Source organism: Rufibacter soli (assembly GCF_054781795.1).
The window spans coordinates 34780-52407 of the sequence record NZ_BAAGTS010000005.1 but is presented as its reverse complement, the minus strand read 5'-3'; the positions used below and the strand labels follow the sequence as shown (position 1 = coordinate 52407).

11 protein-coding genes are annotated in these 17628 nt (G+C 53.8%); 7 read left to right on the top strand and 4 right to left on the bottom strand.

What is annotated here, in order from left to right:
• Positions 1-177: 177 nt before the first annotated feature.
• On the bottom strand, positions 178-1029 hold the full coding sequence (locus ACYVJQ_RS14930; protein ID WP_460893908.1) for a hypothetical protein: 852 nt from the start codon (positions 1027-1029) through the stop codon (positions 178-180).
• 351 nt (positions 1030-1380) lie between these two features.
• Positions 1381-2196: a DNA-formamidopyrimidine glycosylase gene (gene mutM, locus ACYVJQ_RS14925; protein WP_460893907.1), complete on the bottom strand. Its 816-nt coding sequence runs from the start codon at positions 2194-2196 to the stop codon at positions 1381-1383.
• A 273-nt stretch (positions 2197-2469) separates the two neighbouring features.
• Here mutM and ACYVJQ_RS14920 point away from each other — a divergent pair, with 273 nt between their 5' ends.
• From ACYVJQ_RS14920 to ACYVJQ_RS14905, 4 genes are all read left to right on the top strand, one after another.
• Entirely contained in the window at positions 2470-3015 is a 546-nt protein-coding gene (locus tag ACYVJQ_RS14920; protein WP_460893906.1) for a YfiT family bacillithiol transferase, read from the top strand.
• A 109-nt stretch (positions 3016-3124) separates the two neighbouring features.
• Positions 3125-6667 (top strand): DUF7948 domain-containing protein, encoded by a 3543-nt coding sequence (locus ACYVJQ_RS14915; RefSeq protein WP_460893905.1) that lies wholly within the window; start codon positions 3125-3127, stop codon positions 6665-6667.
• Between the two features lie 170 nt (positions 6668-6837).
• Positions 6838-7389: a hypothetical protein gene (locus ACYVJQ_RS14910; RefSeq protein ID WP_460893904.1), complete on the top strand. Its 552-nt coding sequence runs from the start codon at positions 6838-6840 to the stop codon at positions 7387-7389.
• A gap of 151 nt (positions 7390-7540) precedes the next feature.
• Complete coding sequence (locus ACYVJQ_RS14905; RefSeq protein WP_460893903.1) at positions 7541-7813, top strand: (2Fe-2S) ferredoxin domain-containing protein; 273 nt, start codon at positions 7541-7543, stop codon at positions 7811-7813.
• A gap of 82 nt (positions 7814-7895) precedes the next feature.
• Here ACYVJQ_RS14905 and ACYVJQ_RS14900 read toward each other — a convergent pair whose 3' ends face one another.
• Entirely contained in the window at positions 7896-8432 is a 537-nt protein-coding gene (locus ACYVJQ_RS14900) for a ferritin (protein ID WP_460893902.1), read from the bottom strand.
• Between the two features lie 758 nt (positions 8433-9190).
• Positions 9191-9547: a hypothetical protein gene (locus tag ACYVJQ_RS14895; protein WP_460893901.1), complete on the bottom strand. Its 357-nt coding sequence runs from the start codon at positions 9545-9547 to the stop codon at positions 9191-9193.
• 254 nt (positions 9548-9801) lie between these two features.
• Between ACYVJQ_RS14895 and msrA the strand changes: the two genes are divergently transcribed.
• The 3 genes from msrA (at position 9802) to ACYVJQ_RS14880 (ending at position 17621) form a co-directional block, all read left to right on the top strand.
• Positions 9802-10467: a peptide-methionine (S)-S-oxide reductase MsrA gene (msrA, locus tag ACYVJQ_RS14890; protein ID WP_460893900.1), complete on the top strand. Its 666-nt coding sequence runs from the start codon at positions 9802-9804 to the stop codon at positions 10465-10467.
• Between the two features lie 203 nt (positions 10468-10670).
• A complete protein-coding gene (gene mfd / locus ACYVJQ_RS14885; RefSeq protein ID WP_460893899.1) occupies positions 10671-14027 on the top strand; it encodes a transcription-repair coupling factor in 3357 nt (1118 codons plus the stop codon).
• 123 nt (positions 14028-14150) lie between these two features.
• Complete coding sequence (locus tag ACYVJQ_RS14880; protein ID WP_460893898.1) at positions 14151-17621, top strand: PAS domain-containing protein; 3471 nt, start codon at positions 14151-14153, stop codon at positions 17619-17621.
• Positions 17622-17628 lie beyond the last annotated feature (7 nt).

Below are 17628 nucleotides of genomic sequence, written 5' to 3'. Positions count from 1 at the left end.
ATTTACTGATCGATGTGATGCCTTTACCTGCTAAACCATCGTTATCGAGCTCCCTGAATTCGACTTTGGCAAGAGAAGGAGTTATCTCGAAAATCTGGGAGTTTTTGTACCCGATAATTTTACCGTTAACTTCTGTGTATGTTAGCCATGTCCAGGCCTCCGGGAATTCAAAGTTCTTTAACCACGTCCGCCCCCATCTTCCGAGACATACCCTGTGCCCGCCGAGCCGATGGCATACAGCACCTGCTTTGCCTCAAAAATGGCATGCAGCCTGTCGTTGAGCACCTTTTCCACATCCCCCTTTGAACTAACCCGGTAAGTTTCCTCGTAGTTGGGGCTTATAAAAAAGTTGTCATCCACGCTCTGTACAAAGGCCAGAAACCCATCATAGGTACTGTTAAAGTCAAGCTGCTTGGTCCTAATCGTGTCGATGATGGCCGTGGTGATGTCCAAAGGTTTGGATACAACATCCAGGAGCATAGCCCTCAGCCGCAGCGGGGAACCTTCCCTAAAGCTTTGGTAAGTTACCAGGGCCTGCCCTTTGCTGTTGATCGCAAAGCTTTCCCCGGAACTGAAGGATACTAAACCAAACCGGTGGAAGGTGCTGTCCAGCTCATGTAAAGGGATTGTAAGCGCCGCTGGCCTGGACGCGGTGTAAGCGCTGGGGTTCAGGGTTGGCGAGAGTTTCAACTTGGCTGGTTCTTTCTCCGAAAAGCTGATAAAATAATCGGCATTGATGGGAAATTTGTATGAAATGAGCTGTTGGTTAAAGAGGGTGTAGTGGGTCCAGTTAGCCCCATACCTGTTTTTAACTGAGTCTGGCAGCATTGCTGTCATCGTATTAATCCCAAGGGTAAACAAGTGTTCATCCGTTGCAAAACTATTCAGCTGGGTGGCGTATTCATATTCGAAACCGGGACGGCTTTTCCAACTGAACTCTCTTTCTACCTCCTTCACGATGATCACTTCATCTTTGTCACAGCTGCTCAAGGCTAAAACCGACAAGGCAAACAGTAAAGCTTTCTTCATTTATATTTATTTATTACTCTCGACACCTGAATAAACGCACCGGTGCGATTATTTTAGGAAAATTTAGCTTAACAGTTTATAGGTCAACCAATTTCAAAATTTTTTAATTTAATCCTCTTAAAAATTAATCCTCTTAAAAAGGCATTTTCTAAATGACCAAGGGGGCTTTAATTTCCCCATCCCTTTTTCTGACAATTATTGATAAACGTACTACCTAAGGTTTCTAAACTTCTTACACTTCCAAATTACGTTTTATTGCACAACATAACGGGGACCCCTAAGTGAATGATTGAATTTACTACTTAGATTCATCGTCTCAAAACCGCAGCTCCCTCGGTTATAAAATCCCACTTATACCTGGCATTGTGGACAAAAGTAGGTGGCCCTGCCGCCCACGTATTTCTTCTGAATGAGCGTTTGGCAGCGGGGGCAGTTCAAATGGGTGCCCTGCGGACCTTTGGCAGGCGCCTCGTCCCACTCGCGGGCATGGATCAGGTAGTGTGACGGGAAATCACGGTAGACGGCCTCAGCAGCCACGGCGGTTTCCAGTACTTCTCTAATGGCGGTGGCCAGGCGGTCTACCTCAGCGGGCAATAAGGAATCGGCGGTCCGCTCAGGCTCCAGCTGGGCCTGGAACAGCACTTCATCGGCTATCCAGTTGCCTACGCCGGGTGCTATGCGTTGGTCCAGGAGCAATGGTTTAATAGCCGATTTCTTTTTGGCCAGGCCTTGGGTCAGTTGCTCAGTGGAAAGGGTAAGGGCATCGGGCCCTAGTTTCTTCTGCTTCCGGAAGGCTTCCACACTCTGCGTGAGGCCCAGCCGGCCAAACTTACGGGAGTCCAGGAACGCGAACTGAAAACCATTCTCAAAGTGGAAGACGGCCCGGGCAAAGCGCGGGGTGTCTGCAGCATCACGGCAATAGGCCACATCGCCGGTCATCCCGAAGTGCATGGTCACAATTGGTCCCTGGGCAGTAAGTAGGAAAAGCTGCTTGCCAATGCGGTGGGTGCCCGTGAACTGATTGCCCATTAAGGCCTTCCTGAAATCATCCAGGTCTACCTGCAACTGGCGTTTGGGGTCCTGCACCTCCACATCCCGAATGGGTTGGTACAGGCTGGTTTCCTCTATGAACTTTCTATAGGTTTCTACCTCTGGTAATTCGGGCATGGTTCTTGGTTTACGTTTTGAGCCTGTTTTTAGGAAAACGGCCCTAAAACAGTACGTATTCTATAACCGTCCCGATGGCACATGGTTGCGTTAGGGCCTACCTTTTGCGCATTGGCACAGCCTTTTAAATGGTCTTGTCCAGAGGCATTTTCTGGGGCAGGATACAGGCAACCGGAACTGGATAGTACAAGTACGCTCTCTTTAAAATTAGAAGGTAAAAACGCAGCAAAGAAATCTGTAATACGTTAGATTTGTCAAAGACCTATTTCTGCCATGGAAACGACCACCCTCCCCCTGGAAATACTCCGCTACCCTGTTGGCCGGTTTACAGTGCCGCCCCTTTACAGATCTGCTTTGGTAAAACAGGCCTTGGCCAAGTTAGAAGCCTTACCCGCCCAATTACGGGCTCAAGTAACTTCCCTGTCAGATGAACAACTGGATACCCCATACCGGCCCGGCGGCTGGACCCTCAGGCAGGTAGTGCACCACCTGGCAGACAGCCACATGAACAGCTATACCCGTTTCCGGCTGGCCCTCACAGAGGAGCAACCTACCATTAAGCCGTATGAGGAGTCTTCCTGGGCATATCTTCATGATGCCCGCTGGGCCGACCCAGAAATATCCTTGCGCCTGCTGGAGGCTTTGCATTACCGGTGGGTGCTGCTGTTGCGTTCCCTTTCCATGGAAGAATGGCACCGCACCTTCCTTCACCCCCAAAACGGGGAGACGTATTTGTTCCAGGCTGTAGAGATGTATGCCTGGCACGGAGAGCACCACTTGGGGCATATCACCTCGCTTAAAGAGCGAATGGCCTGGTAAATACCGTTTAAAGCATATATTTCTGAAAACAAGGTCGAAACAAGCACTTGGCTCCTCCGTTTTCTCATAAAAATTAGCTTAATTTAGTCAGAAGTTTTGTTTTACCACGATGCTGCTGACTGCTACCCTGTTCATTGTCTCTACGTATTGGTCGCTCCTGCTTCAGTTCCTGGGCAGTACCCCTGCGCCTGCGCCGGTAGCCACAGTTACTGTGGCGCCTGCCGCGAAGGCTTCCGCCCTGGCAGACACCCGCACGCTGGAGTTTGTGGAGAACAAAGGACAATGGCCCCACCAGGTAGCTTACGCCGCAGACGTGCCCAGCGGCAAGCTGTTTCTGGAGCCTACAGGGTTTCTATACGTGCTGCGCGACCCTTCCCAAATGTCCAGCCATGGCCACGGCACTAATGAGCCTACTACCACACGCCGTAACATCTTGCCGGACGGCACCACCCGCAACCACGCTTATTCCGTCACTTTTGAAAACGCCAACCCAAAGGCGGCCCTGCAGGGCGATGAAGTAACCGAAGGCACTCGCAACTACTACCTGGGCAAAGACCAGAGCAAATGGGGCACGGGGGCCCGCGGGTTTAGAAAGGTGCAATACAAAGCGCTGTACCAAGGGGTAGATCTGGCGCTTTACGAGCAGGCAGGTAAGCTTAAGTATGACCTGTATGTAGCCGCCGGCACCTCGCCTTCGCAAATCAAACTTACCTATACCGGTGTAACCAGCCTGTCATTGCAAGAGGGCAACCTGCAGATTGAGACATCGGTGGGCCGGGTAACAGAGCACAAACCCATTGCCTATCAATGGGCCCAGAACAAGCGGGTACCTGTAGCCTGCGCCTATCAACTGACCGGCAACACGCTACAATTCACCTTCCCCCAAGGGTATGATGCTACACTACCGCTGGTCATTGACCCCGTGGTGGAGTTCTCTTCTTTCACCGGTTCATTTGCTGATAACTGGGGCTTTACCGCCACCTATGACAGCCATGGCAATATGTATTCCGGGGGCATTGCCTCAGGAGTAGGGTACCCTGCGTCAACTGGCGCGTTTGACACCTCTTTCAACGGCGCCTGGGACATGGCCATTATCAAGTACAACACCAAAGTGCTGGGGCCGGCCGCCAGGCTTTATGCCACCTATGTAGGCGGCGACGAGACGGACGTTCCGCACAGCCTGGTGGTAAACGCCGCTGATGAGCTCCTTATTCTGGGCACTACCAGCTCGCTTAACTACCCTACCTCCAGTAACGCTCTTAAAAGAACCTTCAATGGGGGGGCCTTCATTGCGCCGCTGGGCACCGGCGGAAACCCAACCTATGCCAACGGTTCTGACCTGGTGATCACCCGCCTCAGCGCTACCGGCGACAAGCTTCTGGCCTCTACGTTTCTGGGCGGCAGCGGCAATGACGGCCTGGTGAGCAGAACACCTTCCAACGTGCCAGGGCTGGTGCAGAACTACGGAGACCAGTTCAGGGGAGACATTATCACAGACCCAGACGGCAACGTGTACCTGGCCAGCAACACCGCCTCTGCAGACTTTCCGGTCCGCAACGGGTTCCGGTCCCAGGCCTATGGCTCCAATGACGCCATTGTCTGCAAACTCTCGCCAGACCTGAGCCAGGTGATCTGGGGCAGTTACTACGGTGGCCCAGACCTGGACGCCGCCTACTCCATTCAACTTGACCCAGACCGGCAGGTGTATGTGTGCGGGGGTACTACCAGCACTTCCCTTCCCGGCACTGCCAACGGGCTGCACTCGGCCTCGGCGGGCAATACAGACGGCTTTGCGCTCAAGATCAACAATACCGGTAGCACGTTATTGGCCGCCACGTTCCTGGGCACTTCGGCCTACGACCAGACCTATTTTCTGCAGCTGGACGCCAGCAACAGCGTGTATGTACTGGGTCAGACCTTGGGCAATTATCCTGTTACTACCGGCACCTACCGCAACACCAACGGCCGCCAGTTCATCCATAAACTAAACAACACCCTCTCGGCCACGGAGTTTTCTACCATATTTGGCTCCGGAAGAAGCACCCTGGATATTTCACCCACGGCCTTTATGGTAGATGAGTGCCAGCGCATCTACGTGGCAGGATGGGGTGGCAATTCCAACGCGTCTTACGGCAACGGCTCCACCACTGGCCTGCCGGTAACCCCGGGGGCAGCCCAGACCACCACAGACGGCGGCGATTTCTACCTCATGCAGTTAGGCACCAACGCCAGCCAACTACTGTACGCCACGTTCTACGGCGGCAACCAGAACCTTACAGGCGGCAGCTATGAACACGTAGACGGCGGCACCAGCCGGTATGACAAAAAAGGCTATGTGTACCAGGCGGTATGCGGCGGGTGCGGGGGCCGTAGCAACTTCCCTATTCCGCCGGGCGCCAACTTCTACTCCCCTATCAACAACAGCACTAACTGCAACAACGCCTCCTTTAAATTTGACTTCGCTGAAGAACTGCGCGCCGAGGCCGGCAAAGACAGCACTGTTTGCGCCGACGCTCTGAACGTTATTCTGCAGGGTTCCCCTACCGGGGGCGTCTGGACCGGAACGGGCGTAACCAGGGTCAATGGCATCTACCAGTTTGATCCCACGCCGGCCCTTATCGGGAAGCACACCCTCACTTACACCGTGACCGGAACCGGATCCTGCGCCGTCTCCAACACCATGGACATGACCGTGTCTGAACCTCTGCCCCACACCATTACGCTGCCGGCCACCCAGTTCTGCGCCAACTCCACAGAGGCGGTGGCGTTGGTGGCTTCTCCTGCTGGGGGAAAATTCTCGGGCACCGGGGTGACGGGCACTACTTTTAGTCCGGCCAAGGCCGGGGTGGGCCGTCACGTGATCACCTACCGCAGTGACGGCTCTAACGGCATCTGCGGCGTGGCTACCCAGGAAGTATCCGTTATTTTACCCGTCCTCAACATTGGCCCAGATACCACCCTTTGCCCGGGCAGCGTAACCCCGTTCCAGCTAAAGGCCAACCTTGCCGGCGGCACCTGGAATGGCACCGGGGTCTCGGCCAGCGGCCTATTCACACCACCTGCCGGCTTTACCGGCACCCTGGAGGTGACCTATTCCATCACAACTCCTTGCCCGGTCTCTATCAAGAAACGTATCCTTCTGCCGCCCCGCCCTTCCATGGTGGCCGCCCTGGCCAATGCCTGCCTGGATAACGTGAAGGTTTCGGGCTATGCCCCTTACAATGCCGCTTTTAACAACACCACCGCCAACGCCGCAGGCTTTACCTGGCACTTTGGGGACGGCAGCCAATCTAATGAACGCACGCCCCGGCACATGTACCAAAACCCCGGCAGCTACAAAGTCACGCTGGTGGCCACCTACGGCAACGGTTGCCAGGACCAGATGGAAGTAGGCACCGTAGTAGTGGAACCCGCTTTTATCCCCAACATCTTTACGCCTAACGGCGATGACGTGAATGAGACTTTTGTGCAACGCTTCAGTTGTTTCCCCACAGAATTGACCGTCTATAACCGTTGGGGCAAGCAGGTGCACCAGGAAAAAGTCTATCAGCAGAAATGGAACGGCGGCAACCTCTCAGACGGCACGTATTTCTATATTCTAAAAGACACGGAAGGCAGCACCGCCAAGGGCTGGGTGGAAATTATCAGGTAGGGCTGGGTTCCCGCTGAGCTTAGAATTCAGCATAAGGTATTCATCGGTTTTCAGACCACAAACCTACTGATCTTTCCCTGGTTAGAGACTTGGCAGAAATAGGCTTTCCGGCAAACACTTCTATTCCCGCCATTGTTTTAGTACTTTTAACCCTCTCTTACTTCTATACCATGGCAAGACGCGGAAGACGCACGTTGGGCATGCCGTTGCCTATCTCTGGCAGGTTTTTGCCCGCCACTATGTTGATTATTCTGGGCCTGGGGCTCATGATTTATATTGGCTTCACTAAAGAGGTGCGGGGCACGCAGGATCTGGTGGTGAAAGAAGGCACCCTCTCTAATTACTCCTTCAAGAAAACCAAGGAAGGTGAACGCGACTACGGCCTCTGGCTCAAGGAATTCCCGGAACGCTTTGTCATGACCGACCGTGACGAGGCCTCTTTTGACACTGCTGCCTTTAAAGCGGCCATCCAGCCTGGCCAGCGCCTTCGGGTGGAATACAGCACCCGCGAGAACCTGATGGAAAACGGGGGCCTCCGGAAACTGTACGGCCTAGCCATTCCCTCCAAAAACATCACCTATTTTGAAGGCCGCAGCACGGTGCAACACGAGAACAACGGGATCATCAATTATGTGATGTATGCCTTGTTGGCTGCCGGCGTAGGGCTGTATGCTTGGCAACTTGTACAGATGCAGCGCGAAAAAAGAGAGTACCGGTCATAGCGCGGGTGGCCTTTCTGTTTTGGGCCTGTTTTAAGAAAACGGCTCTGAAACGGAAAGCGCCAAGTCTGGGGCCTATCTTAAATTTCATAGCCTAAGGCAGCCAATATAAGCACCGGCCGTACAACCACAAGAAAAAGGCACCAAACCAATTATGAGTAAAACAATCCATTTCCCCCTCCAGGTGATTTACGCCTGCTCCGGCAGCAAATGCCAGAAGCGTGGCGGCAAGGACATCCGGAAGGTAATGCGGGAAGAACTGAAAATGGCCGGCCTCAAAGACCAGGTGGAAATTGTGAAGACCGAGTGCACTGATCGTTGTAAACACGGCCCCATCTTCTGCCTGCAACCGCAGAATACCTGGCTGCATGACATGAGCGAGAGCCAGATCCTGCAGGTGTTCCGGGAAAAAGTGCTAGGCAAGTAGGGCCGGCATAGGCAAATAAAAAACCCCTCAGGCTTACGGGCTTGAGGGGTCTTTCTTTTTATACGGCTAGGCTGGCAAGATGTTATTCGCCGGTACTGCCGCCGTATTCTATTTTACGCACCTGCTTGTCAATTTCCCAACGGCCGGTGCCTTCCTCGCCAATCACGTCAAAGAGCTCAAGGGCGCGGCGGGCTACATATTCTTCTTCTACCTGCTCTTTCAGGAACCACTGCAGGAACTGGAAGGTCATGAAGTCCTTGGCCTTAAAGCAGCGGTCTGCCAGGCGGTTGAATTGCTGGGTCACAAAGATCTCCTGCTGCAGGGCCTTCTCAAACACATCTCTAAAGGAGTCAAACTCCTGCGGCACATTGGTCACCTCCGGCGACACGGCATGGCCGCCCAGGTCCAGCACAAAGTTAAATAGCTTAAGCATATGCTCCCGCTCCTCATGTGATTGCTTCAGGAAGTAATCGGCGCTGTAGTCAAAACCCTGGCGGTTGCACCAGCTGGACATGGCCAGATAGATAGCCGATGAGTGAGCCTCTACTTTTATCTGTTCGTTCAAGAGCGTTTCTATTTCTTCTGAAAGAGAGGTACGCAGTCTCAATAAGTCTTTCATGGTAAGGTATATCTGTTCTAAAAAGGCAACACTTGCTGTAAGCGACCTAACTCAAATATACCGGCAAAACCCATTGATAGTTATCTTAAACGCTTGATTTACAGTAATACATATTCAGTCTAAATACACTCTCTGACCTCCCCCATGCCAAACCACCTGAACAATAGCCGCTTCCGTTTTGGGCCCGTTTTTCCAAAAACGGGCCCAAAACGGAAAACCCCTCTGAATGAGTAATCATCCCCCTACCGCCTTCAAAGGGGGACGAAATGCGTAGCCCTTAGCGCAGACACTCGTAGGGGCTGCGCACACTACGAGGTCTTTTGAGCTGAAGCTTATCTAATCTCAGACAGCTTTCCCCCTCCGCCCAGAGGGCGATGCAGACGTTGCAGCCGATCAAGCAGCAATAGGCTCATGTGCCTTGGACCTTGCGGAGGGCCGCCACTGCGTAGCCCGGAGCATGGGCAGGGGTATAGCAATTGGCAACGGCGTAAGCTCCCTACACAGCAGAAGGCCTTTGCCCGGTGGTACTGAAAGGAAGCCCCGCCTGTCTGAGCGGCAGCGAGTTCGGGGCTTCTTGATTCTTTTGGTTACTTTTCTCATCAAGGAGAAAAGTGACAGACGCGGGCAAAACACCACTTCAGCCTTGAGGCTTGGCAGTTAGGAAATGGACAGTAAAAGCTTAAAAGAATATGGAGAGGCAGTCTAGGTCGTTGCTGAGCCTATCAACAACGACAAGAGAAACTAAAGCAGATAAAGTCTTAGCTAAAAACCGCCGGAGCGTACAGGCACTCATAAATCATGCTATTCAACGCCATCATGGCCCTAGCTCCCTGCAACAACTCCTGAAAGTGCAGCACATCGGTGAGGGTCAAAACAAAGCAACGCTCAGAGCGATAAGGCATAAACACGTGCACATCTGAGGCCCTATCAGGGTTCTTGGCCATTTCGGCCACATTGATAGCCTCTACGTGTTGTTTCAGGTCCAGGAAGTCAGACACTTTGAAAGGAGAAACGCTGCCGGCAAACTCTACAAAATAGCAGTGGTACCGGTTACACTGGTACACTGCACCGTGGGCGGTGCGGAAAAGCTCATGCAGGTTGGGAGGGGTAGGCATACGCGTAATTCTAAAGGACTCTGTACTAAGAACACAACAAAAATAGAGACAGTTTAGAATTAGTCCAAATAATTAGAGATGATATTCCTCAATATTTCGTTTGATGCTCATCAGTTACCTTTATCCTTTAACCAGACCTGGATGAGGCATATAACTGAAAAATCTCCTCCAAAGGGCGCAAGCCATAGGTTATAGAAACAAATCTGCTCTTCTTGCTGTTTCAGAAATAGGCCTCTTATGGGTCTACCAATCCTATGAAACATACCCTATTTGCCTTTATATTGCTCCTTGGGTTCACCTCCTGCGCCCAGAGCCAGGACAAGAAACCAACGGCCTCTGCCCAGAAACAAACCCAGAAGACAACGGCCGTCAGCCATGCCGGACTGGCGGTGGCCACCTTCGCCGGGGGCTGCTTCTGGTGCACCGAAGAATCTGCCGAGAAACTGAAAGGCGTGCAAGACGTGGTTTCCGGGTACACCGGCGGCACCACCAAAAACCCTACCTATGACGAGGTAAGCTCCGGCACCACCGGCCACGCCGAGGCCATCCAGATTTACTATGACCCCAAGGTAGTCTCCTACCAAACCCTGCTGGAGGCGTTTTTTGCGGCGCATGACCCCACTACCCTCAACCGCCAGGGCCCCGATGAAGGCACCCAGTACCGCTCGGCTATCTTCTACCGCACCCCAGAAGAAAAAGCCCTGATAGACGCCTACATCAAAAAACTGAACGCCGCCCGGGCCTTCCGGGCCCCCATTGTGACCCAGGTAGTGGCCTTCAAGGAATTCTATCCCGCTGAGGAAGAGCACCAGGACTTTTACCGTCACAACCCTAACAACCCCTACATGCGCGCCGTCTCTAAACCCAAGCTGGAGAAGTTTGAGCAGAAGATGAAAGGCAAGCTGAAGGAAAACGAATAATAGGCTAATTTTCTAAGGTGCGGATTCCTCCTCACCTTAGAGGAACGCCTTTCCTGTTTTGAGCCTGTTTTCCAGAAAACAGGCTCAAAACAGGAAAGGCGTTCCGTATTCAAATAAAGGCAACTAAGCCTACATTACACGCGTTTCTCTGAGACGGCAGGAATGGCTAGCTTTGCCGGAAGTATCTAAGGAAAACGTACCCCTTGAAAGCAACGCAATTTTTGGACCTGTACCGGCAAGACCCCGTGGTGCAAACCGTGGCCCAGCGCCTGCAGGCTCCTGAACCTCAACATATTCAATTAAAAGGCCTGGTAGGCAGCCTGGACGCCGTGGTGGCCTCGGCCCTGCAGATCATGCACCCGGGCACCCACCTGTTCATTCTACATGACCGCGAGGAAGCCGCCTACTTCTACTCTGATCTCTCCCACCTGCTGGAAGAGAGCCATGACGTGCTGCTGTTCCCCAGCTCCTACAAGCGCGCCTACCAGTTTGACGCAACTGAGAACGCGAACATCCTGCTGCGCGCCGAGGTACTCAACCGCCTCAACAACCGCGGCGCGGGCGGCACGCTCATCATCACCTACCCCGAGGCCCTCACCGAGAAAGTAATCAACAAACGCTCTCTGGTGGCCAATACCCTGGGCGCCAAGGTAGGCGAGAAACTGGACGTGAACTTCCTCACCGAGATGCTTTCCAGCTATGACTTTGAGCGCACAGACTTTGTGTACGAGGCCGGCCAGTTTGCCGTGCGCGGGGGCATCGTGGACGTGTACTCCTACGCCAATGAGTTGCCGTTCCGCCTAGAGATGTTCGGCGATGAGATTGAAAGCATCAGGACCTTTGACCCCAACACGCAGCTATCTGTAGAGCAGAAAAAGCAGATTTCCATCATCCCCAACGTGCAGACCAAGCTCCTGCAGGAAACCCGCGAATCATTCCTGGACTTCATTCCCCAAGACAGCAAAATCTGGCTCAAGGATTACCGGCAAACCGTGGAAGTGGTGTCTGAGTCCTTTGAGAAAGCCGAGCAGGCCTTCCATGAAATGCTGGAGCACAGTGCCGGCGTGCAGGTTGTCTCCAAACCCGAAGATTTGTTTGAGTCTGGCAAAGCCTTCAAGAAAGGATTAGACAAATTCACGCTGGTGGAGTTTGGCAAGCGCTTCAACTTCAAGAACGCTGAGATCATCCAATTCCAGGCGCACCCGCAGCCCTCGTTCAACAAGGATTTCCAACGGCTAGTGAGCAACCTGCACGAGAACCAAAGCAACGGCTACGTGAACGTGATCGCCGCCGAATCGCCGCGCCAGGCCGACCGCCTCACCACCATCTTTGATGAGCTGGACCAGGACGTGCGGTTCCATCACCTCATGCTGGCCCTGCGCGAAGGCTTCGTGGATGACCAAGTGAAATTGGTTGCCTACACAGACCATCAGTTGTTTGAGCGTTTCTATAAGCACAAAACCAAAGAAGGTTATTCCAAATCAAAGGCCCTTACCCTAAAGGAACTCCGTACCCTCAAGCCCGGTGACTACATCACGCACATGGACTACGGCATCGGGCGGTTCGCCGGCTTGGAGAAAGTAGAAGTGGGCGGCCGTTTGCAGGAAGCCATCAGATTGGTCTACCGCGATGATGATTTGCTGTACGTAAGCATTCACTCGCTGCACAAGATCTCCAAATACACCGGCAAGGAAGGTACGCCACCCACCATGAGCAAGCTGGGCTCGCCGGAGTGGGAAAACAAGAAAAAGAAGGTCAAGAGCAAGGTCAAAGACATTGCCGCCGAGCTCATCAAGCTCTACGCCAAGCGCAAGAAAGCCCCCGGATACGCCTTCACCAGAGATGGGTTCCTGCAGGCTGAGTTAGAGTCTTCCTTTATCTATGAAGATACCCCAGACCAGGGCAAGGCCACCGAAGACGTCAAAAACGACATGGAGCTACCCCACCCCATGGACCGGCTGGTCTGCGGCGACGTGGGCTTCGGGAAGACCGAGGTAGCCATACGGGCGGCCTTCAAAGCCGCCTGTGACGGCAAGCAGGTGGCCGTGCTGGTGCCTACCACCATCCTGGCCATGCAGCACTACAAAACGTTCCGGGACCGCCTGGAGGCGTTCCCGGTGCACGTGGAGTACATTAACCGCTTCAAGACTACCAAACAAATTAAAGAAACCCTGGGCCGCGTGGCCGAAGGCAAAACCGATATCTTGATCGGCACCCATAGACTGGCCAGCAAGGACGTCAAGTTCAAGAACCTGGGCCTGCTCATCATTGACGAGGAGCAGAAGTTCGGGGTAAAGACCAAGGACCGCCTCAAGGAGATAAAGGTGAACGTAGACACGCTTACCCTCACCGCCACGCCAATTCCGCGCACGCTGCATTTCTCACTCATGGGTGCCCGGGATTTGTCCGTTATTGCCACGCCGCCGCCCAACCGCCAGCCGGTGCAAACGGAGCTGCACGTGTTTGAGGACACCCTCATCCGGGACGCCGTGGCGAATGAATTGAAAAGAAAGGGCCAGGTCTTCTTCGTGCACAACCGCATTGCCGACATTGAGGAGATGGCTAACCTGATCCTAAGGCTGGTGCCCGATGCCAAGGTGACTTATGCTCACGGCCAGATGGACCCCGAAGAACTAGAGAAACGCATGATGCGCTTCGTGGAGGGCGAGTATGACGTGCTGGTCTCTACCAACATCATTGAAAGCGGGCTGGACATTCCTAACGCCAACACCATCATCATCAACCGGGCGCACATGTTCGGGCTTTCAGATCTGCACCAGATGCGCGGGCGCGTGGGCCGGTCCAACAAGAAAGCCTACTGCTATTTGTTAACGCCGCCGGTGTCTGGACTGCCGTCCGATGCCCGTAAGCGCCTGAGCACCCTGGAGGAGTTCTCCGACCTGGGCGAGGGCTTCAAGATAGCCATGCGCGACCTGGACATCCGCGGCGCGGGCAACATGCTGGGCGGCGAGCAGAGCGGCTTCATCAATGACCTGGGCTTTGAGGCCTACCACCAGATTCTGGACGAGGCAGTGCAGGAGCTCAAGGAAACCGAGTTCAAGGACCTGTTCTTCAAAGAGCTGGAAGCCGACAAACTGCTGGACCCCGTGCGCGAGTGCTCCATTGAGACCGACCTGGAGGTACTCATCCCGGACTCCTACATCAGTAACATCTCTGAGCGCCTGCAGATGTACAGCAAGCTGGACCGCGTCAAAGATCTACCTGAGCTGGAGAAGATGGTGGAGGGCATGGTAGACCGTTTCGGGCCCATGCCGCCCGAGGTGGAGCAACTCGTGAACATCGTGAAGATGCGCTGGGAGGCCTGCCACCTGGGCTTTGAGAAGCTTACCCTCAAGAAAGACACGCTTAAAGGCTACATTCCTAGTGTAGACAATGAGGCATTTTTCCAGTCAGAGACCTTCAGCCGCATTCTTACTTACGTGCAGCAGCACTCGCGCCAGAGCCGCCTGAAAGAAGCCAAAGACAAGCTGATTGTGATTGTGGAGAACGTGTCTTCACTGGAGAAAGCCAAGAACATATTTGCTGACATGCAGGCTTAAGCTGTTTTGGGCCCGTTTTTTCAAAAACGGGCCCAAAACAAAGTAAGGGCTTTTTGCTTTCTATTTTTTACCTTCCCTACTGGAACGGCCTGAACCATTGCCCCGGCACTTTAATTGTTAAGTATGAAGTCCCCTCAAGTCCCTGCTCCCGCCCTGGACCTTTCTTCCCTTGTGCGCGCCTTACCGGGGCTGCACGTTTTCCTATCGCCGGAGTTGACGGTACTAGAAGCCACTGATGACTACCTGGCCGCCACTTTATCTACCCGGGAGCAATTGCTGGGCAGGAACCTGTTTGAGGCTTTCCCCGCCAACCCAGCCTCTGCCCTGGCCAATTCCACCAAGCTCATAAAAGAGTCTTTAAATTACGTGGTGGCGCACGCCCAGCCGCATACCATCGCAGAGGTGCAGCGCCATGATGTTCAGCGGCCTGGCGGTGGGTACCAGGAAAAATACTGGTCGCTGCAAAGCAAACCGGTCTTAACTCCGCAGGGTCAGGTGCGCTACATCATCCACAGCGTGGTGGACGTAACTGAGACTTACAAACAGCACCAGGAGCAGGAAATTACCAAAGGTAGCATGCGGGCCTTTGTGGAAGCCTCTGGCGGCACCTCCTGGGATTATGATATCAAACACAGACGGTTCTACTGGAGCAAGAATTTTGAGCAGATTTTCGGGTACCCCGTCTCAGAAGAAGGCGAGTCGCCCGAAGAATGGGATACCCGTGTGCACCCGGCAGAATATGAAACCCTGCGCGAAAGCCTGAACCAGGCCGTGCAAAATAAAGAGAAAGCCTGGACCGGCAAATACCGTTTTCTCAAGGCAGACGGCACCTATACCCATGTCATGGACCATGGCTACATTCTCTATAATGAAGAAGGGCAGCCTTACCGCATGCTGGGCACCCTGGTAGACATAAGCCGCCAACTGGAGGCCGAAATACTGGCCAAGGAGAACCTGGAACGCTTTGAGTTAATGGCCAAAGCCACCAATGACGTGATCTGGGACTGGAACCTGGAGACGAATTACGTCTGGTGGAATGATGGCTTTAAAGTTACGTTTGGGTACAAAGAAGAAGACATTGAGCATGATGTCAACTCCTGGTATGGCCGCCTGCACCCAGAAGACGCCGAGCGGGTAGTAGCCGGTATCCATGAAGTGATTGACCATGACGGCACCAACTGGCAGGATGAATACCGCTTTCTCAAGGCAGACGGCACCTACGCCGACATTCTGGACCGGGGCATTGTGGCCCGCAATGAGGCGGGGCAACCCATGCGAATGATTGGGGCCATGATGGACATTACGGAGAAGAACCGGGTGGCCGCAGAACTGAAGGAGAGTGAGCAGCATGTGCGGGCCCTGCTGGAAGGTATACCAGAAATTGCCTGGGTGGGTCGCGCCGATGGCTATATCCATTACTATAACAAAGCCTGGTATGCGTACACAGGCAATTCAGGCCCAGAGGAAGGCTGGGACCGGGTAGTGCACCCAGATGACCTTTCCTCTACCATTGCCAACTGGACTGAGGCCCTAGCCACAGGAAACGAGTATGTGAACGAGGCCCGCCTTAAACGGGCCCTTGACGGGCAGTACCGGTGGTTTACCATGCGGGCCACGCCGCTCCATGATAGCCAGGGCACTATCAGGGCCTGGATTGGGGTAGACACAGACATTCAGGAACAGAAAGACATTCAGCAGGAACTAAGGGCCCGCGATGAGTACGTGCAACGCATGTTGGCCCAGGCACCCGTGCAATTTGCCGTTTTGAAAGGACCAGATTGGTTGGTAGACTTTACCACGCCTCAGTTCACGCAACTGGTGGGCGGCCGTGACACCGTGGGCAAACCCTTCAAACAAGCCTTACCAGAGCTGGAAGAGCAGGGTTTCTTTGCCATCATTGAGAACGTGTACGCCACTGGCAAACTGTACCGTGGCAATGAGGCACCCGCCTACCTTGACCGCAGCGGCACCGGTACCCTGGAGCTAGGGTATTTTGACTTTGCCTACCAGCCCCTGCTCAATGAACAGAACACCGTAGAGGGGGTCATGATTCTGATAGTGGAGGTTACTGAACGGGTCGAAGCCAAACAGCAGGCGCAGCAACTAGACCGGGCCCTCAAAGCCTCCCATGACCGCCTTACGCAAATCCTGGACGCACTACCTCACATGACCTTCACCTCACGCCCAGATGGGTTTGTGGAATATTACAGCCAGCAATGGTATGATTTTCTGGGCACCAACCATGACACGCTCCTGCAACTGGGCTGGGAAAACTTTATGCACCCCGAGGACGTGCGCACTACCTTGCGGGAGTGGCGGCATGCTCTGGACACGGGCGAGCCCCTTATGGTGGAGAACCGCTGGCGCGCTAATAACACCGGTGAGTACCGCTGGTTTCTGGTACGGGCGGTCCCGGTGCGCGATGACCAGGGCACCATCACCCTCTGGGTGGGTTCACACACAGACATCCATGAGCAGAAACAGTCGCAGTTGGCCCTGCAGGAAAGCACCCAGAACTTCCAGTTTCTGGCAGACAGCATGCCCCAACTGGTCTGGACCACCGATGCCCAGGGTTACCATGACTACTTCAACCAGAAATGGGTGGAGTACACCGGCTATGACCTGGAGGCCAGCAAAGGAACCCAGATGTGGAACAACCTACTGCACCCAGATGACCGGGACCGGTCCGCGCGGCGCTGGAAAGAATCGTTGGAAACGGGAAAACCTTACCAGATGGAATACCGCTTCCGGCGCGCGGCAGACGGGGAGTGGCGCTGGTTTCTGGCCCGGGCCCTGCCCCTGCGGGACCATAACGGTCACATTGTGCGCTGGTTTGGCACCTGTACAGACATAGAGGAGCAAAAACGGGCCGAAGAGCGCATGGAACAGACCAACCAGGAACTGCTCAGCATCAACGAGGACCTGGACAGCTTTGTCTACACCGCTTCTCATGACCTCAAGCTGCCCATCATCAATATGGCCGGTATTTTCAAGGAGCTGACCCAGAACGCCACCTTCACAGACCCAGACGCGCAACTACTCATTGGCATGTTCAATAAGTCCCTGAAGCAGATCAACGCCACCATTTCAGACTTGTCTGAGATTGTAAAGGTGCAGAAAGACATTGATGCCCACCAGGAGCAGATAGACCTGGCTGACCTCACCGAAGAGGTGAAATTCAGCATCAAGGACTTGATTGAGCAAACCAGCGCCCGTATTCAGACAGATTTCAGCCTGGCGCCTTCGCTCTATTTCTCCCGGGTCAACCTCAAAAGCATTGTCTACAACCTGGTCAGCAATGCCGTTAAATACCATGCGCCGGGCCGCCAACCCCAGGTGCACCTGCAAACGCACCTGACAGAAGAGTACCTGGTGCTCACCATCCAGGACAACGGCCTGGGGCTGGACCTGGACCGCCACGGCGCCAAACTGTTCCAGATGTTCAAGCGTTTCCATGACCACGTAGAAGGTTCTGGCCTAGGTTTGTACATTTTAAACCGAATTGTGCAGAAAAACGGCGGTCGCATAGACGTTACCAGCCAAGTGAACGTAGGTACTACATTCACTATTTATTTCAGGAACCTGGCCCAATAGCCATACC